Origin of the sequence: Castellaniella daejeonensis (genome assembly GCF_039523555.1) — a bacterium.
GTDB lineage: Bacteria > Pseudomonadota > Gammaproteobacteria > Burkholderiales > Burkholderiaceae_B > Castellaniella > Castellaniella daejeonensis.
Map to the genome: position 1 here is coordinate 666,940 of NZ_BAAAFN010000015.1, position 22,495 is coordinate 689,434.

Here is a 22,495-nt window from a genome sequence, read left to right on the forward strand (position 1 = left end):
GGGCATCAGTGTCGTGAGTGAAGCATGAAGGATGCCACAGAGTCGCTGACGGCGGGGCTCGAGGCCGTGCTCTGAATTCGAGGCGGGTGACGGTGCGAGGCGCGATGCGGACTGACGGTAAAATGGCCGCGCTGAATCCCGAGGACTTTCCACATGGCACACATCATCCTGCAGGCCCCGAGCCTGATGGCTGCGGACATCGAACGGCTTGCCGCCGTCGCCTGCGCAGGCGGAGTCCAGGAACTGGGCCCCACCGCCGTACGCCTGCTGGATGTGGATCCGGACAGCAGGGACGAGGCCCTGGCGCAGGCCGCTGCCGCCCGCATGGATGCGGCCTGGCTGGACACGGTGCATCGTCTCGGTGATTGCCGGGTGCTGGCCATGGACATGGATTCCACCCTGGTCAACATCGAGTGCATCGACGAGATCGCCGATGCGGTGGGACGCAAGGCCGAAGTCGCCGCCATCACCGAAGCCGCCATGCGCGGCGAGATCAGGGATTTTGCCGAAAGCCTGCGCCGTCGCGTGGCCCTGCTGCGCGGCGTGCCGGAAACCGCGCTGGAACAGGTTTTCGCCGAGCGCCTGCGGTTGAATCCGGGCGCCGAGCGCCTGATCGAAGTGGCGCGCGCCCATGGCCTGAAGACGATCCTGGTGTCCGGCGGATTCACCTTTTTCACCGAGCGGCTGCGCCGGGGGCTGGCGCTGGACGAGGCCCATGCGAATACCCTGGAAGTCGTGGACGGCGTGCTCACGGGCCGGGTGCTGGGCGACATCGTCGACGGCGCGGCCAAGGCGCGGCACGTGCGTGAACTGGCCGAATCCACGGGCGCGGCGCCGGAGCAGATCATCGTGCTGGGCGATGGATCGAACGACCTGCCGATGATGTCGCAGGCGTATTATTCCGTGGCCTACCGGGCCAAGCCCGTGGTGCGCGCCCAGGCCCGCTTCGCCCTGGACTACAGCCCGCTGGACGCGGTGCTGAACTGGTTCAGGCTACGGCATTAGGACCAGTCTTCCGAGATCAGGCGAGGAACGCGCTGGAATTCGCGGGTATTGTGTGTGATGAGCGTACATGCCTGCGAGAGCGCGTGTCCGGCGATGGCTGCGTCGTTGTGGCCAATCGGGATACCCTTTTCTTCCAGATACCGGCGGATTTGCGCGGTTTCATCGACGGCGGCGGCGTCCCAGGGCAGGATGGCGTCGAGCCGCTGCACGAAGGCGTCCACCATGGGAGTGATCCTGGGAGATGCCTTGGCGCTGCTGGCACAGAAACGCAGCTCCGCATAGGTGATTGCAGATACCACGATGCGATGCTGCAGCGTGCTGGCCTGTTCCAGTTGCCGCAGCACGGTTTCCGGGCGCTGGCGCATGATGTAGGAACAGATATTGGTATCCAGCATGTAGGTCGTGCGGTTCATCTGTCTTCACCGAAGGGGTCGTTCTCCTCGATGATATCCGGGCGGTGTGCCAGGAAGTCGCCGTCCGTCGCGGAAACATCCCGCAGCGAGGTCCAGGACGGCCGGCAGGGACGCAGCAGCAGCGCGTTGCCCTGCTGGATGATTTCCACTTCGGACACGCCCTGGAATTCCAGGTCGCGCGGGATTCGGACGGCCTGGTTCTTGTTGTTGCGGAAGATGGATGCGGTGCGCATGGTGACCCCCTGACTCGAAACCGTCTTCATCACATAGCATATGCCTGGCATATGTTATGGGTCAAGCAATCAGGTGCGACCCCATGACATGCCCTACAGCTCGGACCACATGCGCAGCAGGTTGTGATACACGCCGGTCAGTTGCGCGACGATTTCGGCGTCGGCGCCAGACTGGATCAGGCGCTGGATGGCGATGTCCTGGTCCAGCAGCAGGGCGCGGCGGCCGTCGTCGCGCACCAGGCTCTGGGTCCAGAAGAACGAGCCGTAGCGCACGCCCCGGGTGACGGGATCGACGCGGTGCAGGCTGGTGCCGGGGTAGACCACGGCGTGGCCGGCGGGCAGCTTGACACGCTGTTCGCCATAGGTGTCCTGGATGACCAATTCACCGCCTTCATATTCGTCCGGATTGCTGAAGAACACCGTGGTGGACACGTCGCTGCGGATGCGCGCGGGTTCTCCGGGCACCTGGAAGATCGCGTTGTCGATGTGGAAGCCGTAGTGCTCGCCGCCTTCGTAGCGGTTGAACCGGGGTGGCAGGATGCGCGCGGGAAGCGCGGCGGACATGAACAGGGGATTGCGGCCCAGGGCATCCACGATCAGTGCGCCGATCCGCGCGCCGGCCGGGTCGTCCAGCGCCAGCTGGCGGTTGGACTTGACGTGGGCCGCCACATGGCCGGCGGTCAGGCCGCCATCCGTCCAGCGGGCCGCTTCGAGTTCGGCGCGGCATTGCCGGACCACGTCGGGCGGCAGCAGATCGGGAATGGTGATGAGCATGGCGGAAGCGTGCCCCTTGAGGCGGATTAGGGCTTGCGGATGATGTCTTCGGGGATTCTACCCTGCCGCATTGCGCGGCACGCCCCCGGCGCGGCGGGGGCGTGCAAGAGGCCATCCTGGTTCTGGATCAGTACTTCAGGTTGGCGGTCAGGATGACCTGGCGGCCGGGTCCGAAGTCGGCGTGGTGATTGCCGTTGTTGTGGGCGTAGTACACCTTGTCGGTCAGGTTCAGGGCATTCAGCTGCAGGCTGAAGTGCTTGTTGACCTGGTAGGCAGCCATGGCGTCGAAGCGCCAGTAGGCGGGCATGTAGGTGCCGGAGGCGCCGCCGCCTGCCGTGCCCTGGCCCGAGCCGCCGTAGGTCTTGCCGACATAGTAGGCACCCGCGCCCACGGTGAGCGGCGGCAGAGCCTTGTAGGTGGTCCACAGGCTGAAGCTGTGCTTGGGCGTGTTGGTCAGGGGGTCGCCTTCGTTGACGTTGCTGTAGGCCCCCTTCACCAGCTTGCTGTCCAGGTACGCATAGCCGCCATAGACCGCCCACTTCGGCGTGATCTTGCCGTTGATGCCGAGTTCCAGGCCTCGCACGCGGGTCTTGCCTGCCTGGGCGAAAACACCCGGATCGACCTCGATCTGCGCATCGCGTCGTTCGTTATCGAAGATGGCGGCGGTCAGACCCAGCCGATCATCCAGCAGATTCCATTTGGTGCCCAGCTCGATGGTGCGGCTTTTTTCCGGTTTGAGATCCCCCACCTTGGTCGGATTGTTACGGCCCATCGACAGGCTGTCCTGATCGCCGCCTGACATCGAGGGCGGGGTGGATGCCGTCGCGTAGCTGACGTAGATGCTGCCGTTGGGGGCCGGTTTGTAGACCAGGCCCAACTGGTAGTTGAACATGTTCCAGGAACCTTCGGAGTAGTCGTCGCCGCTGGTTCCGGAAATCTTGTATCGGTCGTAGCGCAGGCCCGCATTGATCGAGAACTGCTCGTTCAATTCGATGCTGTCGAAGAAGTAGGCCGCCTGCGTGGTGGACTTGGCATCCAGGCTCAGCGGGCCGCGTGTGATGCTGCCCGACCAGGGATCGTTGGGATTGGGGTTGAAGAGGGGGGTGCAATCCATCTTGCCGGCAAATACTGCAGGGCAGGCCGAGCCGGTGGTGGTGCTGACGTTGTAGCTGGCGTTCTTCGTTGTCTCCCGGGACAATTCGATCCCGGTGTTGAAGCTGTGCTTCAGGCTGCCGGTTTCGAATGCGCCCGTCAGTTCGGTGACATTGGCCAGGGTGGTGCTTTTCTGCCAGCGGGATTTCAGGCCCCGCAGCAGCCAGTACTGGTTCGTGCCCGGGTCGTATTTCACCTGCCCGTCGCCCGGATTGGTCAGGACGTAATCGTTCAGGGTTTCGCCGTAGCGGGTGGCGTTGCGCACCGTCAGGCGATCGGTGATGTCGTGCTCGATCTCGATGGTGCCGATGTCCGCCTGCGTCTTGCGGTAGTCCCGGTCGTAGACGCCATAGAAGGTGTCGCGATCCACGTCCAGAATACCGTCGTCGGTCATGTAGGGGAAGTTGCGTGTCGCTGTCTGGCGGATCACCGGCACCCCGTAATCCGGCATCCCGTCGGTCTGGTAGTGGTAGTAGCTGATCGAGGCGCGCGTGGGCGTGCCCAGGCCGAAGGAAATCGTGGGGGCCACGCCCCAGTTCTTGTAGTCCACCGCGCTGCGGCCGGGCATGTCGCCCGACGCGCCCATGACGTTCAGGCGGAAGGCCGAGGTGTCGTTGAATTGCCAGTTGCCGTCGGCGGTGGCGCGGAAATATTTGTCGGTGCCGATGCCCAGGCTGGCGCTGGCGGCATCGCCCAGGTGGGCGTGCTTGCTGGTCAGGTTGATGCTGCCGCCGCCCGTGCCGCGGCCGCCCAGGGCGGAATCGGCGCCGCGGATGACTTCCACGCTCTCCAGGTTGAAGATCTCGCGCGTCTGGCCGCCGGCGTCGCGCACGCCGTCGACGTAGATGTTGCTGGCCGAGGATGCGCCGCGGATGAACGGCCGGTCGGCCAGCGGCTGGCCGCCTTCACCGGCGCCGAAGGTGATGCCCGGCGAGTTGCGCAGCACGTCTTCCAGCGAGGTGGCGTTGGTGTCCTGGATGATGGCCTGGGGAATGATCTGGACGGATTTGGGTGTGTCCAGCAGCGGTGCGGTGAACTTGGCCTGGGAGGCCTCGTCGGTCTTGTAGCTGTCGCCCCGATCGCCCTGGACCGTCACGGGGCTCAAGGTGGCGGGTTTGTCCGCGGTCTGCGCCTGGGCGCCTGTGGGCAGAAGGGTTCCCGGAGCGGCGAGTGCCAGGGCCAGGGACGAACCTAACAGGGTCCGGGAGGCGGAAGGGTGCGATGCCAAGAGCTTCTCCAGTGAAAAATTATAAGAACGTTAATAAGAATGAGTCGCATTTTATTTGAAAATGATCGAAATGTGAAGGAATCGTGGAGGGCGGGTGCGAGCGGGTCCGATCCCTATGCCTGGATGGCGCTCATTCCGCCAGCCTTTGCAGCAGCCCGCGCAGTTTCTGCACGCGGCCGGGCACGTCGACGGTGCCGCCGAAGGTGATCTTCAGGCGGTCGGGGCCGTGCAGCCGGACCTGGCGGTCCTGCTGGACCAGCTCGATGATGCGGATCGGATCGACATTGGGTTGGGCGGCGAACTGGATCGAGGCCTGGGTTTCGCCGGCGTCGATCTTGATCACGCCCAGCGGCTCGGCCAGCAGCCGCAGGCGGTGCAGCGACAGCAGGGTCTGGCCGGCCTCGGGCAGCTTGCCGTAGCGGTCGATCAGCTCTTCCTGCAGCAGGGCGAGCGTGTCTGCATCGGCGGCGTGCGCCAGGCGTTTGTACAGGCCCAGCCGGGCCTGGACATCGGTGCAGTAGTCCGACGGCAGTAGCGCCGGGGCATGCAGGTTGACCTCGCACTGGCTGCCGAACGGGGATTCCAGGTCGGGTTCTTCGCCCGATTTCAGGGCGCGCACGGCGGCGGCCAGCATGTCGTTGTACAGGCTGTAGCCGATTTCCTGGATGTTGCCGGACTGCGATTCGCCCAGCACTTCGCCGCTGCCGCGGATCTCCAGATCGTGCATGGCGAGGAAGAAGCCGGCGCCCAGTTCTTCCATGGACTGGATGGCCTCCAGGCGTTTCCTGGCGTTGGAAGTGATGGCGTCCTCGCCCGGGGTCAGCAGGTAGGCGTAGGCCTGGTGGTGGGATCGGCCCACCCGGCCGCGCAGCTGGTGCAGCTGCGCCAGGCCGAGCTTGTCGGCGCGATGGATGATGATGGTGTTGGCCGACGGCACATCGATGCCGGTCTCGATGATGGTGGTGCACAGCAGCACGTTGAAGCGCTGCTGGTAGAAGCCTTTCATGACTTCCTCGAGCTCGCGCTCGGCCATCTGTCCATGGGCGACGGCGATGCGGGCCTCGGGAACGAGCTCTTCCAGCCGTGCGCGGCGGTTGTGGATGGTCTCGACCTCGTTGTGCAGGAAATAGACCTGCCCGCCGCGCTTGAGTTCGCGCAGGATGGCCTCGCGGATCGTGCTGCCGTCCTCGCGCCGCACGAAGGTCTTGATCGCCAGGCGCTTCTGCGGGGCGGTGGCGATGACGGAAAAGTCGCGGATGCCTTCCAGGGACATGCCCAGGGTGCGGGGGATCGGCGTGGCGGTCAGGGTCAGCACGTCGACTTCGGCGCGCAGGGCCTTCAGGGCTTCCTTCTGGCGCACGCCGAAGCGGTGCTCTTCGTCGATGATGACCAGGCCCAGCTGCTTGTAGCGTACGTCCTTGGACAGGATCTTGTGCGTGCCGATGACGATGTCCACCGAGCCCTCGGCCAGGCCTTCGATGGCCTTGGCCGTTTCCTTGCCGGTACGGAAGCGCGAGAGCTCGGCGATGCGCACCGGCCAGTCGGCGAAGCGGGTGGCGAAGTTCTGGGCGTGCTGTTCGGCCAGCAGGGTGGTGGGGCACAGCAGCGCCACCTGGCGACCGTTCATCACGGCCAGGAATGCGGCGCGCAGGGCGACTTCGGTCTTGCCGAAGCCCACGTCGCCGCAGACCAGGCGGTCCATGGGGCGGCCGGAAGTCATGTCCTGGATCACCGCCGTGATGGCGGCGGCCTGGTCGGGCGTTTCCTCGAAGCCGAATCCTTCGGCGAAGGCCTGGTAGTCGCGGGTGGGGAACTTGAACCGCAGTCCTTCGCGGGCGGCCCGCTTGGCGTACAGGGCCAGCAGTTCGGCGGCCGTGTCGCGGGCCTGGCGGGCGGCCTTGCGGCGGGCTTTTTCCCATTGACCCGAGCCCAGGGGATGCAGCGGCGCCTGGTCGGGATCGGCCCCGCTGTAGCGGGCGATCAGGTGCAGCTGCGAGACCGGCACGTACAGCGTGGCGTCCCGGGCGTATTCCAGGTGCAGGAGTTCGATGGGGCCTTCGCCCAGGTCCATGCTGACCAGGCCGCGATAGCGGCCGATGCCGTGCTGCACGTGCACCACCGGATCGCCGATGTGCAGTTCGGCCAGGTCGCGCACCATGGCGTCGACGTCGCTGCTGCGCTCGTGGCGGCGGCGCGTGCGGGCCGGGCGGCCGGCCTGGGCGGGATACAGGTCGTTTTCCGTGAGCACCGCCAGCCCGGCGGGCGGCGCCAGGAAGCCCCCGGAGAGCGGGGCGACGACCAGGGAAAAATGGCCTTGGTGCTGCGGTTCGCCCTGCAGCCAGTCCTGCCAGGTGTCGAAGATGGCGTCGGGCTTCAGGCGGTAGTCGGCCAGCAGTTCGGCGATGGTCTCCCGGCGGCCCGCGGAATCCACGCACAGCGCCGTGCGCAATGCAGAGGTATCCAGGTGGCGGCGCAGGTCGGCCAGCGGATCGTCGGCGCGGCGGTTGACGGCGGCGGCCGGGCAGGAGGCGAAGTCCGGATGGATGCCCTCGTCGGTCAGGGCCAGGCGGGCCAGGTCGCGCAGGCGGGCGTGGAAAGCCTCGTCGTCCAGGAACAGGGCGTCGGGCGGCAGCACCGGGCGTTCGGGATCGGATTTCAGGAATTGCCAGCGGTTGTGCGCGTCCTGGGAGAACCGCGCGATGGCCGCCGCGGCGTCGCCCAGCGTGATCGCCATGGTGTCGGGCGGCAGGTAGTCGAACAGCGTGGCCGTCTGCTCGAAGAACAGCGGCAGGTAGTATTCGATGCCGGCGAACGCGATGCCGTTGCCGATGTCCTTGTAGGGCAGGGCGCGCGAGGGATCGCCTTCGAAGACTTCGCGAAAGCGCGCCCGGAAGCGGTTGCGCGCGGCCTCGTCCATGGGGAATTCGCGGCCGGGCAGCAGCTCGATCTCGCGCACCGGATACAGGCTGCGCTGGGTGTCGCCGTCGAAGCTGCGGATGGACTCGATTTCCCGGTCGAACAGGTCGATGCGGTAGGGCAGGGCCGAGCCCATGGGAAACAGGTCGATCAGGCCGCCGCGGATGCAGAATTCACCGGGCGCACCGACCTGGGTGACGTGGCTGTAGTTGGCCAGGGTCAGCTGGGTGCGCAGGCGGTCCTCGTCCAGGGTGTCGCCCTGGCGGAAGTGGAAGGTGTAGGCCGCCAGGAAGGCGGGCGGCGCCAGCCGGACCAGGGCGGTGGTGACGGGCACCACCAGGATGTCCACGGCGTCCTGGCTCAGGGCGTGCAGTGTGCGCAGGCGTTCGGAGATCAGGTCCTGGTGCGGGGAAAAGCCATCGTAGGGCAGGGTTTCCCAATCGGGCAGGAAACGCACGCGCAGGTCGGAATCGAACAGGGCGATTTCGTCGGCCAGGCGCCGGGCGGCCAGCGGATCGGCGCAGAAGGTGGCCAGGGTGTGCCGGGCCTCGCGGGCCAGGGTGGCCAGCAGCAATGCGTCGCCGGAACCCGGCGGGCGGGGCAGGGCATAGCGCTGGCCGGGCCTCAGGGCGGCCAGGGTCGGGCCGATCGAAGGCAGTGACAGGGGGGTGATCGATGAATCCATGCGGTGTTCGGGAGTTACGGCCGGCGCTTGCCGATCAGGCTTTTCTTGGTTTTCTCGAGTACCCGGCTGGCCTGGTCGCCGCGCCGCAGGGCCACGCCCAGGGCCAGCACGTCGATGATCGCCAGGTGCGCCAGCCGCGAGATCATGGGGCTGTAGAGCGCGGTGTCTTCCTGGGTGTCGGCGCGCAGGTGCAGCGTGGCCGCCTCGGCCAGGGGCGTGCCGGAGGCGGTGATGGCGATGATGGGGCAGCCGTTGGCCCGCGCCAGTCCGACCGCTTCGAGCAGCTCGCGCGAACGGCCGGAATGCGAGATGGCGGTCAGCACGTCGTCGGGGCCCAGCAGCGAAGCGGCCATGGCCTGGACGTGGCTGTCGGAATAGGCTGCGACCGGCAGGTCGAAGCGGAAGAACTTGTGCTGCGCATCGGCGGCGACGATGCCGGAGTTGCCCACGCCGTAGAACTCGATGCGGCGAGCCCGGGCCAGCAGGCCGATGGCCGATTCGACCGCTGCGGGATCGAGCCCGTCGCGCACGCGCAGCAGCGCCGAGACGGCGTTGTCGAAGACTTTGCCGGCAAGGCCGGCCACGCTTTCGTCGGGTTTCAGCGAGGAATGCACGTAGGGCACCCCGCCGGCCATCAGGCTGGCGGCCAGCCGGACCTTGAAGTCGGGCCATCCCGCCAGGCCCAGCGCGCGGCAGAAGCGGATGACCGTGGGCTCGCTGACTTCGGCTGCCCGGGCGATTTCGCCGATGGTCATGCGCGCGACATCGCCGGGATGGGCGATGGCCAGGCGCGCGACGCGAGCGGCGGCACGGCTCAGGCTGGGCAGGCGGGCGCGCAGCTCGGGCAGGATGGATGTATTCATGAGTGCATCAGTATAAAGGCGGGCGCCGGCGTCGTGCGTGGCGGCCCGTGAGTGCCGGAACCGATAAGTAGTGGAATTACATAATAACCATCAACAAGATTATTATTGCCTAAAAATGTAGTTCCACTAAAAAATAGGCCTATACTGTACGCGTGATCCGCCCATTTCCTCTGCCGGAGACAGCCGTGACCCTTCATCCCGTTGTCCAGTCCGTGACTGCGCGCATCCTGGCCCGCAGTGCCGCCACCCGCGAACGCTACCTGGCGCGCAGCCGTGCCGCCTATGGCAGAAAGACACAGCGCGCCGGGCTGGCATGCGCCAACCTGGCCCACGCCCTGGCGGCCGAGCCCGCGCAGGCCAAGGCGAGGCTGGCACAATCCGAACGGCCCAACCTGGCCATCGTGTCCGCCTACAACGACATGCTCTCGGCGCACCAGCCGCTGGGGCGGTATCCGGTCTGGATCAAGCAGGCCGCGTTTGCCGCCGGCGGCAGCGCACAGTTCGCCGGCGGGGTTCCCGCGATGTGCGACGGCATCACACAGGGCCAGGCGGGCATGGAGCTGAGCCTGTTTTCCCGCGACGTGATCGCCATGTCCACGGCGATCGCGCTCAGCCATCAGATGTTCGATGCGGCGGTCTGCCTCGGGGTATGCGACAAGATCGTCCCCGGCATGCTGATCGGCGCGCTTTCCTTCGGCCACCTGCCGGTGGTCTTCGTGCCGGCCGGACCGATGCCGTCGGGCATCTCGAACGAGGAAAAATCCCGGGTGCGGCAGCTGCACGCGCAGGGCGAAGTGGGCCGCGATGCCTTGCTGGCTTCGGAAATGGGGGCCTACCACGCGCCCGGCACCTGTACTTTCTACGGCACGGCCAATTCCAACCAGATGCTGATGGAAATCATGGGCCTGCATTTGCCCGGGGCCTCGTTCGTGCCGCCTGGCACGGCGCTGCGCGAGGCCCTGACGCGCGAAGCCGCGCGCCATGCGCTGGGACTGGCCGCGGGCGGCGGGCGCTTCACGCCGGTGGCCGAAATCGTCGACGAGCGCGCCCTGGTCAATGGCATGGTCGGCCTGCTGGCCACCGGCGGGTCCACGAACCACACCATGCACCTGGTGGCCGTTGCCCGCGCCGCCGGCATCGCCATCGACTGGGACGACTTTTCCGACCTGTCGTCCGTGGTGCCGCTGCTGGCGCGCGTCTATCCGAACGGCGGCGCCGATGTGAACCAGTTCCAGACGGCGGGCGGCATGGCTTTCCTGATCCGCAGCCTGCGCGAAGCCGGATTGCTGCACGAGGAAGTGAACACCATCATGGGCCGCGGGCTGGAAGCCTATACGCGTCAGCCGGTGCTGCGTGACGGCGCCTTGTCCTGGGAAGACGGCCCGCGCGTTTCGGCGGACGCGTCGGTGCTGCGCGCGGCGGATGCGCCCTTCAGTCCGGACGGCGGGCTCAAGCTGTTGCGCGGCAACCTGGGGCGCGCGGTGATCAAGGTGTCGGCCGTCGCGCCGGAGCATCGCGTGGTCGAGGCCCCCGCCAGGATCTTCGAGACACAGGCGGCGCTGCTCGAGGCTTTCGGCTGCGGCGAACTGGATCGGGACATGGTGGCGGTGCTGCGCTTCCAGGGGCCGCGTGCCAACGGCATGCCCGAACTGCATCAGCTGACGCCCGCATTGTCCGTGCTCCAGTCCAGGGGGTACCGGGTGGCGCTGGTCACCGACGGCAGGATGTCGGGCGCTTCGGGCAAGGTGCCTGCCGCGATCCACGTCACCCCCGAGGCCTGCGCGGGCGGACCGCTGGCGCGCCTGCGCGACGGGGATGTCGTGCGGCTGGACGCGGTCGCTGGAACGCTGGCGGTGCGGGGAGACGAGGACTGGCTGGCCCGCGAGCCGGCCGGCTTCGATCCCGGGGCATCCGCGCAGGGGATCGGCCGGGATCTTTTCGGCGTGGCGCGCGCCCATGCGGACGGGGCCGAGCAGGGCGCTTCTTTCTTCCAGTGGCCGCAATGGGAACAGCGCTGAGCCGCTGTCCGTCCGCTGGATACAATGAGGCATCCCGTTCGCGCGCGCCGCGCGAATCTTCCGACTCTTTCCATCCATGAGCAATCATCCGCCGCGCAGCACGATCGCCGACGTGGCCCGCCACGCCGGGGTTTCCAAGGCCACTGTGTCACGGTTCCTCAATCACCGCGAGACCCTGCTGTCGCCGGAAATCGCCCGGCGGGTCGAGGCCGCGATCGAGGCCCTGTCCTATACGCCCAGCCCGATGGCCCGGGCGCTCAAGCGCGGCCGTTCGCGGCTCATCGGCCTGGTGGTGGCCGACATCACGAATCCCTATTCCGTGGCCGTGCTCAGCGGAGCCGAGCAGGCCTGCCGCCAGGCGGGCTACCTGATGATGCTGTTCAACCTGGGCAACGAGCGCGAGCGCGAAAGCGTGGGGCTGCAGGTGTTGTCCACCTACCAGGTCGAAGGCTTCATCCTGAACACCATGGGACTGGAACAGGGGTCGGTGCTGACGCCGGCACTGCGCGGCCGGCCCGTGGTGCTGGTCGATCGCCTGCACCAGGGCCTGGAAGTCGATTTCGTGTCGCTGGACAACGTCCTGGTCGTCGATGCCTGCCTCGATCACCTGATGGCGGCGGGCTATCGGGATTTCCTGTTCGTCAGCGAACTGCTGGGCGCGGTCAGCTCCCGCATCGAGCGTATCCGCGCCTACGAAGAACGGCTTGCGGCCCTGGGGCCGCAAGTGGCGGGCCGCTGGATCGAGACGAGCCTGGATGATGCCGACGGCCTGGCGCGCGCCCTGCAGGATCTGCGCGCCGGGGCGCGCCGGCCCCCGGCGGTGATCGCGGGCAACGGGGTCGTCACCATGCGCATCGTGGCTGCGGTGGCGGCGCTGGGCTGGCGCCTGGGGCCGGACATCGGTCTGATCGGCATCGACGATACGCCCTGGGCGCCATATGTCGGGCCGGGCATCAGCGCGGTGGCGCAACCCACCGATGCCCTGGGCAGCCTGGCGGCCCGGTGCCTGATCGAGCGCATCGGCGGGCTGTCCGTGCCGCCGCGCAAGATCCGCCTGCCCGGGACGCTGATTCCCCGGGGGTCGACGCGCATGCTGCCGGGCCACTGACGGTCCCCGGCGGGCCGCCGGTCACCTGCAGGGTTAGCACCGATTTTCAAAATCGATGGGCTTCAGTACAATGAAACCGGTTTCATCGATGCGGACTTCTCTGCGGCCCCCATGAATTACACCTTTCAGTTCGGTCCGGTATTCCAGGCGTGGCCGCTGCTGCTGCATGGTACCTGGATGACGATCCAGCTGTCCGGCCTGGCGATGCTGTTCGGCCTGATGGTGGCCGTGCTGTGCGCCTGGGGCAAGACGTCCGGGCCGGCTCCGGTACGGGCGCTGATCCAGGTCTACATCGAACTCATCCGCAATACCCCGTTCCTGGTCCAGCTGTTCTTTTTCTTCTTTGCCTTGCCGGCGGTCGGCGTGCGCTGGTCGCCCTACACGGCGGCACTGGTCGCCATGACGGTCAACCTGGGCGCCTATGCCACGGAAATCGTGCGCGCCGGGATCGAGGCCATCCCCCGGGGCCAGATCGAGGCTGGCCTGGCCCTGAACCTGACGCGGGTGGAGATCTTCCGCTTCGTGGTGCTGAAGCCCGCGCTGCGCGCCATCTATCCGGCGCTCACCAGCCAGTTCATCCTGCTGATGCTGGCTTCCAGCGTGGTATCGGTGATCTCGGCCGACGATCTGACCTCGGTGGCCGCCACCCTGCAATCCGAGACCTTCCGCAGCTTCGAGATCTACATCGTCATCACGCTGATCTACCTGGCGCTGACGCTGTGCTTTTCCTACGTTTTCCGCCGGATCCACGACCGGTATCTCAGCTATCCGGACGGCCGCTCATGAGAACTTTCGGATCTTCCGATTTCTGGTACATCCTGCAGGCCGTCCAATGGACCGTGCTGCTGTCCATCATCGCCTTCATCGGCGGCGGGGTGGTGGGGCTGGCCGTGGCGCTGGCGCGCACGGGCTCCAGCCGCGCCGCCCGGGTGCTGGCCACGGGATTCATCAAGATATTCCAGGGTACGCCGCTGCTGCTGCAGCTGTTCCTGGTGTTCTTCGGCGCGCCGGTGATCGGCTTCGAAGTCGACCCCTGGACCGCGGCCGCCGTGGCGCTCACACTGAACGCGGGCTCCTTCCTGGGCGAGATCTGGCGCGGCTGTATCGAAGCAGTGCCGCGCGGCCAATGGGAAGCCGCCGCCGCGCTGGGGCTGAAATACCGCGACCGCCTGCGCGACGTGATCCTGCCGCAGGCGCTGAAGATCGCCGTGCCGCCCACGGTCGGCTACCTGGTGCAGGTCATCAAGGGCACGTCGCTGGCGGCCATCATCGGTTTCACCGAGCTGACCCGCGCGGGCCAGATCGTGAACAACGCCACGTTCGAGCCCATGGTGGTGTTTTCCATCGTGGCGGCCTTGTATTTCCTGCTGTGCTGGCCGCTGTCGCTGCTGGCGGGCAGGATGGAACGGCGTCTGGCGATTGCCCAGGCGCGCGGATAGGCGGACAAGGTTCCGGGGTGCGTCCGGCCCCATTTCAGCGTCAACAGGCCCCCGGGCCGACAACTTCACGGAGACGTACTATGTTCAAGAACCACACCTTGCGTGGCATGCTGGGCGGCGCCCTGCTGGCCGCCTGCACCACCCTGGCCCTGGGCATGGCGCCCGCGGCCTCGGCGGAAACCATCGACCAGGTCAAGCAAAAGGGCGAGCTGACGGTCGGCATGCTGGTTGATTTTCCGCCCTACGGCATCATGAACACCGAGAACCAGCCCGACGGCTACGACGCCGATGTGGCCAAGCTCCTGGCCAAGGACCTGGGCGTGAAGGTGAAGATCGTGCCGGTGACCGGCCCCAACCGCATCCCCTACCTGCTGACCGACAAGGTCGACGTGCTGGTGGCCTCGCTGGCGATCACGCCGGAACGCGCCAAGCAGGTGCAGTTCTCGCATCCGTATTCGGCCGCGCAGATCGTGGTGTTCGGTGGCAAGGACCTGAAGATCTCCGGCCCGGAAGGCCTGTCTGGCAAGCGCATCGGCGTGGCACGCGCCAGCACCCAGGACATCGCGGTCAGCAAGATCGCGCCGAAGGACGCCGACGTCCGCCGCTTCGACGACGACGCCTCGGCCATGCAGGCCCTGCTGTCGGGCCAGGTCGATGCGATCGGCTGCTCGACCACGGTGGCCGCGGGCATCGCCAAGCGTGCGCCGGACCGCTTCGACAGCAAGTTCGTGCTGCTGCAGCAGGAAATGGCGGTGGCCATGCGCCCGGGCCAGCCGGAAACGCTCAAGGCCGTCAATGAGCTGATCGACCGCAACATCCAGAACGGCGAATTCAGCAAGCTCTACCAGAAATGGCTGGGCACGCCGCTGCCCCAGCTGAAGCAATCCTGATCGACTCCCGACCCGCTCCCATGACTGCGACCCCGACCCGAAGCGCGCCTTCCGGCGCTCCGATCATCCAGATCGAAAAGATCAACAAATGGTATGGGCAGTTCCATGCCTTGACCGACGTCGACCTGACGGTGGCGCCTGGCGAGCGCATCGTGATCTGCGGACCTTCGGGTTCGGGCAAGTCCACCCTGATCCGCTGCATCAACGGCCTGGAGACCATCCGGGACGGGCGCATCGTGGTGGACGGCATCGCCCTGGACGCCGATGGGCGCGGGATCGACGCCGTGCGACAGGAAGTCGGCATGGTGTTCCAGCAGTTCAATCTGTTCCCGCACATGACGGTACTGCGCAACTGCATGCTGGCGCCGATGCGTTCGCGCGGGCTGAAGGCCGACCAGGCCGAGGCCCTGGCGATGGAATACCTGTCGCGCGTGCGGATTGCCGAGCAGGCGCACAAATATCCGAGCCAGCTTTCCGGAGGCCAGCAGCAGCGCGTGGCCATCGCCCGCGCCCTGTGCATGACCCCCAAGGTCATGCTGTTCGACGAACCCACGTCCGCGCTCGACCCGGAAATGGTCAAGGAAGTCCTGGACACCATGATCGGTCTGGCGCGCGACGGCATGACCATGCTGTGCGTGACCCACGAGATGGGGTTCGCGCGCAGCGTGGCCGACCGGGTGATCTTCATGGCTGACGGCCGCATCATCGAGCAGGCGCCGCCGGACCAGTTCTTCGAGGCGCCGCGTCACGAAAAGACGCGCAGCTTCCTCGGCCAGATCCTGAACCACTGAGGATCCGGCTTCCATGCATATTCCTGTTCCGGCGCGTGGCGCGCTGGTTTCACTCACGGCGTTCGGCGCGGACGAAGTCCGGCGCCACGGCCAGGCCTGGTTCGCGCACCTGGCAATGGCATCCGGCGCCGATGGCTTCGAAGTGCGCGGCGAGCTGCTGGGCGAGGACGCCGACGGCGAGCTCGATGCGCTGGCGGCACTGGCGTCCGCCAGCGGGCTGGCCCGTGTCTATTCCAGCCCGCACGGCATGTGGGACGGCACCGGCCGCCTCGATGAGGCGGCCGTTCGTGAAGGCCTGGACCGCGCGATCCGGCTGGGTGCCGGCTGGCTGAAGATGTCGATCGGTGCCTTCGCTCCGGGTGCGGCGGCCGGGCTGCCCTCCTTGCGGGCCCTGCTGGATGGCCACCCGGTCGAACTGCTGGTGGAGAACGACCAGACGGAATCGGCGGGCACCATCCCGGCACTGTCGGCCTTTTTCCGCTCGGCCGACGCGGCCGGCTTGCCGCTGGGCATGACTTTCGACATGGGCAACTGGCATTGGGTGGGCGAGTGTCCCTTGCGGGCGGCCGACGCGTTCGCCGCGCGGGTCCGCTACGTGCATTGCAAGGGGGTGCTGCGGCGGCCCGACCGCTGGGTGGCGGTGCCCCTGGAATCATCCGCCGCGCCCTGGCGCGCGGTGCTGCGGGCGCTGCCCGCCGCGCCCCGGGCCATCGAATATCCGCTGACCGGTGCCGATCTCGCCCGGGTCACGGGCCAGGCGCTGGATGCCCTGCGCCGACTGGAGCAATCTACCCATGACAATGCATGAACCGCTCGACGTCGTCACGCTGGGCGAGGCGATGGTGATGCTGGTGGCCGGGCAGCCCGGGCCGCTGGAGCGCGTGGAAACCTTTCACAAATGCACGGCGGGCGCCGAGACCAACGTGGCCATCGGGCTGGCCCGCCTGGGCCTGCGGGTGGGCTGGGGCAGCCGGCTGGGACAGGATTCCCTGGGGCGCTACCTGCTCGAGAGCCTGCGTGGAGAAGGCGTGGACTGCTCGCGCGTGGCCCTGGTGCCGGGCGAGCGGACCGGCTTGCTGTTCAAGAATCGTGTCACGGACGGCAGCGATCCCCTGGTCGAATACCACCGCGCGGGGTCGGCGGCCAGCCGCATGCGTCCGGACGATGTGGACCGGGACTGGCTGCTGTCTGCCCGGCACCTGCATGCCACCGGCGTGTTCGCGGCGGTGTCGGCCGACAGCTTCGAGGTATCGCGCCAGACCATGCGCCTGATGCGCGAAGCCGGCAGGACCGTGTCCTTCGACACTAACCTCAGGCCCTCGCTGTGGGCCTCGACCGAGGCCATGCGCGCCGGCATCAACGAGCTGGCCGGCCTGGCGGACTGGGTGCTGCCGGGGCTGGAAGAAGGCCGCCTGCTGACCGGCGAGCGCAAGCCCGAGGCGATCGCACGCTTCTATCTCGAGCGGGGGGCGGGGCTGGTGGTGGTCAAGCTTGGCCCCGACGGCGCGTATTACGATGACGGCGCGCGCAGCGGCCGCGTGCCGGCCCACCCCGTGGATCGTGTCGTCGATACGGTGGGCGCCGGCGATGGCTTTGCCGTGGGCGTGATCAGCGGCCTGCTCGAAGGCCTGCCCCTGGAACGCGCCGCGGTGCGCGGGGCCTGGATCGGTGCCCGCGCGGTGCAGGTGCCGGGCGATACCGAAGGCCTGCCCACGCGCACTTTGCTGCAGCTGGCCGGGCTGTAGCCGGCCGGATCGTCTTCACACGGAGTTTCCCCATGCCACGCCAGACCGTCCTCGTCTATCGCGACCTGCCCGAGCCCCAGCTGGAGCGGATCCGGGCCGAGCACGAGGTCATCCGGGCCGATCCCCGGCGCGAGGACCAGCGCGAGGCGTTCTTCCAGGCGCTGGGCCGGGTCCAGGGCATGATCGGTTCCAGCTTCCGGCTGGACGCGGCGATGCTGGACCGGGCGCCATCCCTGCGCGTGGTGTCCAGCATCTCGGTGGGCGTCGACGCCTATCCGCTGGCCGCGCTGCGCGAGCGCGGCATCGTGCTGTGCCATACCCCGGGCGTGCTGACGGAGTCGGTGGCGGATCTGCTGTTCGGCATGGTGCTGGCCACCAGCCGCCGGCTGTGCGACATGGCCGGCATGGTGCGCGAAGGCCGGTGGGTGCGCAATGTCGGTCCCGAAGAGTACGGCTGGGACGTGCACGGCAAGACCTTGGGCATCGTCGGCTATGGCCGCATCGGCCAGGCGCTGGCCCGCAGGGCGGCCCTGGGTTTCGGCATGCCGGTCGTCTATCATGCCCGCCGCCCGGTCGAGAGCGGCCTGCCGCCCGGCAAGGCGCGCGCCGCCGGACTGGACGAACTGCTCGAAGTTTCCGATTTCGTCGTGCTGGTCCTGCCGCTGACCGAAGCCACGCGCGGCCTGATCGGGCCGCAGGCCTTCGCACGGATGAAGCCTGGCGCGATCCTGATCAACGGCGCGCGCGGCCCCATCGTCCAGGAGCAGGCGCTGCTCGAGGTGCTGGAGAGCGGGCGTCTGCGGGCGGCCGGGCTGGACGTGTTCGACGTCGAGCCGCTGCCGCTGGATTCGCCGCTGCGCGGCCATCCGCGCATCCTCGCGTTGCCGCACATCGGCTCGGCCACGCATGAGACGCGGACCGCCATGGCGGCCATGGCGGTCGACAATCTCCTGCAGGTGCTGCGCGGCGAGGCGCCCCCGGCCGCCTATCCGCTGGCCTGATGCGGCGGTCTTGCTGATGCGGTGTTGCTGATGCGGCTCAGCCTGCGGCGAGCGCGCAGGCCTCTCGGGCGAGGGCAGTGATGGCATCCCATTGGCGGGCCTCGACGGCGGACGCGGGCGTCAGCCAGGATCCGCCCACGCAGCCGACGTTGGGCAGGGCCAGGTAGCGGGCCGCGTTGCCTGCGTGGATGCCTCCCGTGGGGCAGAAGATCAGGTCGGGCAGGGGGCCTTGCCATGCCTTGAGCAGGGCCTCGCCACCCACGGCTTCGGCCGGAAACAGCTTCTGCACCCGGAATCCCAGTTCGGCCGCGCGCATGGCCTCGGAAGCCGTGGCGACTCCCGGCAGGAACGGGATGCCGGTGGCCTGCGCGGCATGGGCCAGGTCGTCGGTCAGGCCGGGGCTGATGCCGAAGCGGGCGCCAGCCCGCAGGGCGTCGTCCAGCTGCTGCGGCGTGCGCACGGTGCCCGCGCCGACCACGGCCTCGGGAACCTGGTCCTGGATGGCGGCGATCGCGTCCAGCGCGGCAGCCGAGCGCAGCGTGATTTCCAGCGTGCGGATGCCGCCGGCGACCAGCGCGCGCGCCAGGTCCACGGCCGTGTCCGGATCCCGGATCACGATGACCGGCATGACGGGGCTGAGTTCGATCAGTTCAAGGGCATTCATGGGCATTCGGGCCTGGGGCCGTATGAGTGGATGTAGTCATTCTACATGCGAAAGAGAAATTGGCCCGTGTTTTTACGATTGCGATAATCCGACTACTTTTCGGGATGCATGGAATGCGAGGGCCGCAGTGCACGCTGGGCTAAAATCGCTTCCCATGAACGCATTCTTCCGCCTGCCCGGTGCGCCATGGGCTGCGATCCCGGACGGCACGGACGGGAGCCCTTCCCGATGAGCGCATCCCTGACCGCGCTGGTGCCGGCCGCCGGGGCCGGCGTGCGTGCCGGCAGCCCGGACGGGCTGCCGAAGCAGTACCGCGACCTGGGGGGCGAGCCCATGCTGCGCCATGCCGTGCGCGCGCTGCTTGCCGATTCCCGCATTGCCCAGGTACGAGTGGCCGTGGCCCCTGGCGATTCATGGGCGGATGCGGCCCTGGCCGGCTTGCCGCGCACGGTGCTGCGCCGCTGCGGTGGCCCCACGCGTGCCGAGACCGTGCGTGCCGCCCTGCGGGATGCGGACCTGGCCGCCGGGGCCTGGGTGCTGGTGCACGATGCCGCCCGGCCGGGGCTGCCGGCCGACGCCCTGGCGCGCCTGATCGATGCCTGCCTGGCGCAGGACAGGGGCGGGCTGCTGGCCTTGCCGGTGGCCGACACGGTCAAGCAGGCCGGGGAAGCGTCCTGCGGCCCCGCATGGGTGGATCGCACGCTGCCGCGTGATGGCCTGTGGCTGGCGCAGACGCCGCAGATGTTCCGGGCCGGGGAATTGCAGGCGGCGCTGGACGCGCGCGCCGGCGATCCCAGGGTGACCGACGAGGCCTCGGCGGTGGAGCTGGCCTGCCCGCCCGGCCGCGCCCCGTTGCTGGTGCGCGGCGCCCGGGCCAACGACAAGCTGACCTGGCCGGAAGATTTCGACTGGTTCGAGGGCCTGCTCGCGGCGCGCCGCGAGCCGCGTTCCCGCTGAACGGCACACACTGGAGCACGCATACCATCATGACGCCCTCTTTTCCTTTCCGCGTCGGCCAGGGCCACGATCTGCACGTTCTGGCGCAGGGACGGCCGCTGATCATAGGCGGCGTGCACATTCCCTATGAACGGGGGCTGGTCGGCCATTCGGATGCAGACGTGCTGCTGCACGCAGTGACCGACGCCGTGCTGGGGGCCGCCGGGCTGGGAGACATCGGCCGACATTTCTCGGACCGTGATCCGCGCTGGGCCGGGGCCGACAGCCGGCTTTTCCTGCGCGAGGCCGCCCGCCTGGCCCGCGAGGCAGGCTGGTTCGTCGTCAATGTGGACGCCACGGTGCATGCCCAGGCGCCGAAGATCGCGCCGCACGCGCCCGCCATGGTTGCCTGCATCGCCAGCGACCTGGGGATCGAGGCATCGGCGGTCAATGTCAAGGCCAAGACCAACGAGGGCCTGGGCTACCTGGGGCGGGGCGAGGGCATCGCGGCCAGCGCGGTGGCGCTGCTGGCGCGAGCCTAGGAACCTAGAGCGTGCTGCCGCCGATGGGGCGGTTGCATGCGCACAGACCGTCGGTCAGCAGCGCGTCCAGGACGCGCAGGGTTTCTTCGGGGCTGCGGCCCACGTTGAAATTGTTGACCGACACGTGCTGGATGATGTTGTCCGGATCGACGATGAAGGTGGCGCGCAGTGCGACGCCTTCGGACTTTTCGCGGATGCCCAGCGGATCGACCAGCGCACCCGCCGTATCGCTGAACTGGTAGTGGTTGAGCTTGCCCAGTTCTGGGCTGTCGCGCCGCCAGGCAAGCTTGACGTATTCGTTGTCTGTCGAGCCGCCCATGAGCACGGCGCCGCGCGCCTCGAATTCGTCGGCCAGCGCGTTGAAGCCGATGATCTCGGTGGGGCAGACCTGGGTGAAGTCCTTGGGGTAGAAATAGATCACCTTCCATTTCCCGGGGAAGGACGATTCCGTGATGTCCTCGAAGGCCGAGACGCCGTTTTCCTCGTGCTGGTTGAAGCCGGGCTTGACGCCGGTGACGCGGAAGGCCTCGAGCTTGTCGCCTATGGTTTTCATCGGGGCTCCTGAGTTGATGTGCGGCCATCGGGGCCGCTGCCCCATTCTACGCCATGGGCCAGGCTGCCGTGCCGGCCGCGGGCGCCCGCCGGGGCACGCGGATGCTCTGGATCAAGCTTTGCCCTGGGGCTTGGCCTTGGGGATTTCGATGCGCGCCAGCAGGCCGTGGGGTGTGTTGGGCGCCAGGGTGAATTTCCCGCCCACCTGGCCCAGCAGGCGCTCGACGATGGACAGGCCCAGGCCTGCGCCGCTGACGCCGGTGCGGGCCGATTCGCCGCGCGCGAAAGGCCGCAGCAGCCGCTGGATGTCGGTCTGTGGAATGCCCATGCCCTGGTCGCGCACTTCGATGGTCAGCTGGTTGCCGGTCTGGAAGGCGATCAGGCTGATGTGGGCGCGGTCGTCGCCGGCGCTGCGACCGTAGCGGCGGGCGTTCTCGATCAGGTTGCTGACAATGCGCTTGAGGTCGTTGGCGCTGATCCGCGCCTGCAGGTCCGGCTGGATGGATGCGCTCAGCTCGCCGCCCAGGGATTCGGTGTGGCTGCGTTCGCGTTCGAATAGGTCCTTCAGCACGCGGGATACGTCGATGCCGGCCTCGGGCACCTGCCCGGCCGGTCGCGCGTATTCCATCAACTGGCCGATGCTGTGGTTGATCTGGGCCAGATCTTCGTCGATGGCCTGGCGGGCCTCGTCGGTCATGTGGCTCATCTCGATTTCCAGCCGGATCCGCGCCAGGGGGGTGCGCAGGTCGTGGGAAATCCCCGCCAGCATGATTTCGCGGTCGGCCTCGTTCTGCCTCAGGTCGCGCGCCATGCGGTTGAAGGCGATGTTCATGTCGCGGATCTCGACCGGCCCCTTTTCCGGCAGGGGCGTGGGGGTCTCGCCGCGCGCGAGCTGCTGGGCCACCTTGGCCAGCTGGGCCAGGGGCTGGTTGATGAAACGCACGCTGATGGCCGCCCCCAGCAGCGCCAGCATCAGCGATGCCCCCACCCAGCCCAGCCATTCGCGGCCGGTGGTCAGGCGCAGCTGGTCGCGGTCGAAGACCAGCCAGTACAGGTCGTCGTTGATGTTGAAGCTGATCCAGATGCCGGGAACCTGGTTCACGGACCACATGATGGCGGTCTGGCTGCCCAGCCGGTTCCGGATCTCGCCGGATACGTTGTTCCAGTAGTCGGTCTGGGGCAGGGGCTCGAGCACGTCGGAGCGGTCGCGGGGCTGGACGCGCAGGCTTTCCTGGGTTGCCAGGTCCAGCAGCAGGGAAGGGCGCACGGGCGGCGGCGCGTAGACCAGGGCCGAGCGCGTGATGCTGACCGTGGTGGCGATCCGCTGCGCCAGCTGGGCGGCCCGGGGGCCTTCCTCGATGTTGAAGACGATCTGCAGCCATGCCCCGAGGCTGACCAGCATCAGGCAGGCAATCAGCAGGAAGGATCGGCTGAATAACCCCAGCCGCAGCCGGGGGCGGATGCCGTGCCGGAGCCGCCTCAGGAGAGTCATGGGAAGGTGATGGACGGTGGATGTGCGGGACATGCGCCCGCACGGGGT

The 22,495-nt window shown here is 67.8% G+C and carries 21 protein-coding genes; 12 read left to right on the forward strand and 9 right to left on the reverse strand.

The annotated features are described in order from the left end of the window. The first annotated feature begins 153 nt into the window (after window positions 1-153). Entirely contained in the window at window positions 154-1,005 is an 852-nt protein-coding gene (gene serB / locus ABD022_RS12805) for a phosphoserine phosphatase SerB (RefSeq protein WP_325124289.1), read from the forward strand. Here serB and ABD022_RS12810 read toward each other — a convergent pair. The 6 genes from ABD022_RS12810 to ABD022_RS12835 all read right to left on the reverse strand — a co-directional run bounded on the left by ABD022_RS12810 (window position 1,002) and on the right by ABD022_RS12835 (window position 9,269). Then, the gene (locus ABD022_RS12810; protein WP_343821607.1) at window positions 1,002-1,418 is read right to left on the reverse strand and encodes a type II toxin-antitoxin system VapC family toxin; all 417 of its coding nucleotides are present in this window, start codon (window positions 1,416-1,418) and stop codon (window positions 1,002-1,004) included. The two genes, serB and ABD022_RS12810, sit on opposite strands and share 4 nt — an antisense overlap. Then, complete coding sequence (gene vapB, locus ABD022_RS12815; RefSeq protein ID WP_343821609.1) at window positions 1,415-1,651, reverse strand: type II toxin-antitoxin system VapB family antitoxin; 237 nt, start codon at window positions 1,649-1,651, stop codon at window positions 1,415-1,417. The genes ABD022_RS12810 and vapB overlap by 4 nt, the downstream gene beginning before the upstream one ends. Window positions 1,652-1,744: 93 nt before the next feature. Then, the gene (locus tag ABD022_RS12820; protein ID WP_343821611.1) at window positions 1,745-2,425 is read right to left on the reverse strand and encodes a Fe2+-dependent dioxygenase; all 681 of its coding nucleotides are present in this window, start codon (window positions 2,423-2,425) and stop codon (window positions 1,745-1,747) included. 127 nt (window positions 2,426-2,552) lie between these two features. Beyond that, a complete protein-coding gene (locus ABD022_RS12825; RefSeq protein WP_343821613.1) occupies window positions 2,553-4,805 on the reverse strand; it encodes a TonB-dependent receptor in 2,253 nt (750 codons plus the stop codon). Window positions 4,806-4,935: 130 nt separating this feature from the next. Next, window positions 4,936-8,406 (reverse strand): transcription-repair coupling factor, encoded by a 3,471-nt coding sequence (gene mfd, locus ABD022_RS12830; RefSeq protein WP_343821614.1) that lies wholly within the window; start codon window positions 8,404-8,406, stop codon window positions 4,936-4,938. Between the two features lie 14 nt (window positions 8,407-8,420). Beyond that, window positions 8,421-9,269, reverse strand: a complete 849-nt coding sequence (locus ABD022_RS12835) for an SIS domain-containing protein (protein ID WP_343821616.1) — start codon at window positions 9,267-9,269, stop codon at window positions 8,421-8,423. A 185-nt stretch (window positions 9,270-9,454) separates the two neighbouring features. Here ABD022_RS12835 and edd point away from each other — a divergent pair, with 185 nt between their 5' ends. The 9 genes from edd to ABD022_RS12880 all read left to right on the forward strand — a co-directional run bounded on the left by edd (window position 9,455) and on the right by ABD022_RS12880 (window position 18,261). Beyond that, the gene (edd, locus tag ABD022_RS12840) at window positions 9,455-11,287 is read left to right on the forward strand and encodes a phosphogluconate dehydratase (RefSeq protein WP_343821617.1); all 1,833 of its coding nucleotides are present in this window, start codon (window positions 9,455-9,457) and stop codon (window positions 11,285-11,287) included. A 55-nt stretch (window positions 11,288-11,342) separates the two neighbouring features. After that, the gene (locus tag ABD022_RS12845; RefSeq protein ID WP_343821805.1) at window positions 11,343-12,395 is read left to right on the forward strand and encodes a LacI family DNA-binding transcriptional regulator; all 1,053 of its coding nucleotides are present in this window, start codon (window positions 11,343-11,345) and stop codon (window positions 12,393-12,395) included. 111 nt (window positions 12,396-12,506) lie between these two features. Next, window positions 12,507-13,181 carry an amino acid ABC transporter permease gene (locus ABD022_RS12850; RefSeq protein WP_325127046.1) on the forward strand — a complete coding sequence of 225 codons (675 nt, stop codon included), beginning with the start codon at window positions 12,507-12,509 and terminating at the stop codon, window positions 13,179-13,181. Continuing rightward, entirely contained in the window at window positions 13,178-13,834 is a 657-nt protein-coding gene (locus ABD022_RS12855) for an amino acid ABC transporter permease (protein ID WP_325127048.1), read from the forward strand. Before ABD022_RS12850 ends, ABD022_RS12855 begins: the two co-directional genes overlap by 4 nt. 80 nt (window positions 13,835-13,914) lie before the next feature. Further along, the gene (locus ABD022_RS12860; protein ID WP_425545226.1) at window positions 13,915-14,724 is read left to right on the forward strand and encodes a transporter substrate-binding domain-containing protein; all 810 of its coding nucleotides are present in this window, start codon (window positions 13,915-13,917) and stop codon (window positions 14,722-14,724) included. 20 nt (window positions 14,725-14,744) lie between these two features. Further along, window positions 14,745-15,515 carry an amino acid ABC transporter ATP-binding protein gene (locus ABD022_RS12865; RefSeq protein WP_325127050.1) on the forward strand — a complete coding sequence of 257 codons (771 nt, stop codon included), beginning with the start codon at window positions 14,745-14,747 and terminating at the stop codon, window positions 15,513-15,515. 13 nt (window positions 15,516-15,528) lie between these two features. After that, on the forward strand, window positions 15,529-16,323 hold the full coding sequence (locus tag ABD022_RS12870; protein WP_343821620.1) for a sugar phosphate isomerase/epimerase family protein: 795 nt from the start codon (window positions 15,529-15,531) through the stop codon (window positions 16,321-16,323). Then, window positions 16,316-17,260 (forward strand): sugar kinase, encoded by a 945-nt coding sequence (locus ABD022_RS12875; protein ID WP_343821810.1) that lies wholly within the window; start codon window positions 16,316-16,318, stop codon window positions 17,258-17,260. Before ABD022_RS12870 ends, ABD022_RS12875 begins: the two co-directional genes overlap by 8 nt. Window positions 17,261-17,292: 32 nt before the next feature. Continuing rightward, window positions 17,293-18,261, forward strand: coding sequence for a 2-hydroxyacid dehydrogenase (locus ABD022_RS12880; RefSeq protein WP_325127055.1), 969 nt, complete (start codon window positions 17,293-17,295; stop codon window positions 18,259-18,261). A 37-nt stretch (window positions 18,262-18,298) separates the two neighbouring features. Here the strand turns inward: ABD022_RS12880 and eda are convergent, their stop codons facing one another. After that, window positions 18,299-18,925: a bifunctional 4-hydroxy-2-oxoglutarate aldolase/2-dehydro-3-deoxy-phosphogluconate aldolase gene (gene eda / locus ABD022_RS12885; RefSeq protein WP_325127056.1), complete on the reverse strand. Its 627-nt coding sequence runs from the start codon at window positions 18,923-18,925 to the stop codon at window positions 18,299-18,301. A 228-nt stretch (window positions 18,926-19,153) separates the two neighbouring features. Between eda and ispD the strand changes: the two genes are divergently transcribed. Beyond that, entirely contained in the window at window positions 19,154-19,882 is a 729-nt protein-coding gene (gene ispD, locus ABD022_RS12890; RefSeq protein WP_343821622.1) for a 2-C-methyl-D-erythritol 4-phosphate cytidylyltransferase, read from the forward strand. A gap of 29 nt (window positions 19,883-19,911) precedes the next feature. Further along, complete coding sequence (ispF, locus tag ABD022_RS12895; RefSeq protein ID WP_325127060.1) at window positions 19,912-20,403, forward strand: 2-C-methyl-D-erythritol 2,4-cyclodiphosphate synthase; 492 nt, start codon at window positions 19,912-19,914, stop codon at window positions 20,401-20,403. A gap of 4 nt (window positions 20,404-20,407) precedes the next feature. On the opposite strand, the gene ABD022_RS12900 is transcribed toward ispF, so the two are convergent. Further along, complete coding sequence (locus ABD022_RS12900) at window positions 20,408-20,956, reverse strand: peroxiredoxin (RefSeq protein WP_325127062.1); 549 nt, start codon at window positions 20,954-20,956, stop codon at window positions 20,408-20,410. 111 nt (window positions 20,957-21,067) lie between these two features. Beyond that, window positions 21,068-22,480, reverse strand: a complete 1,413-nt coding sequence (locus tag ABD022_RS12905; RefSeq protein WP_486303427.1) for an ATP-binding protein — start codon at window positions 22,478-22,480, stop codon at window positions 21,068-21,070. Window positions 22,481-22,495 lie beyond the last annotated feature (15 nt).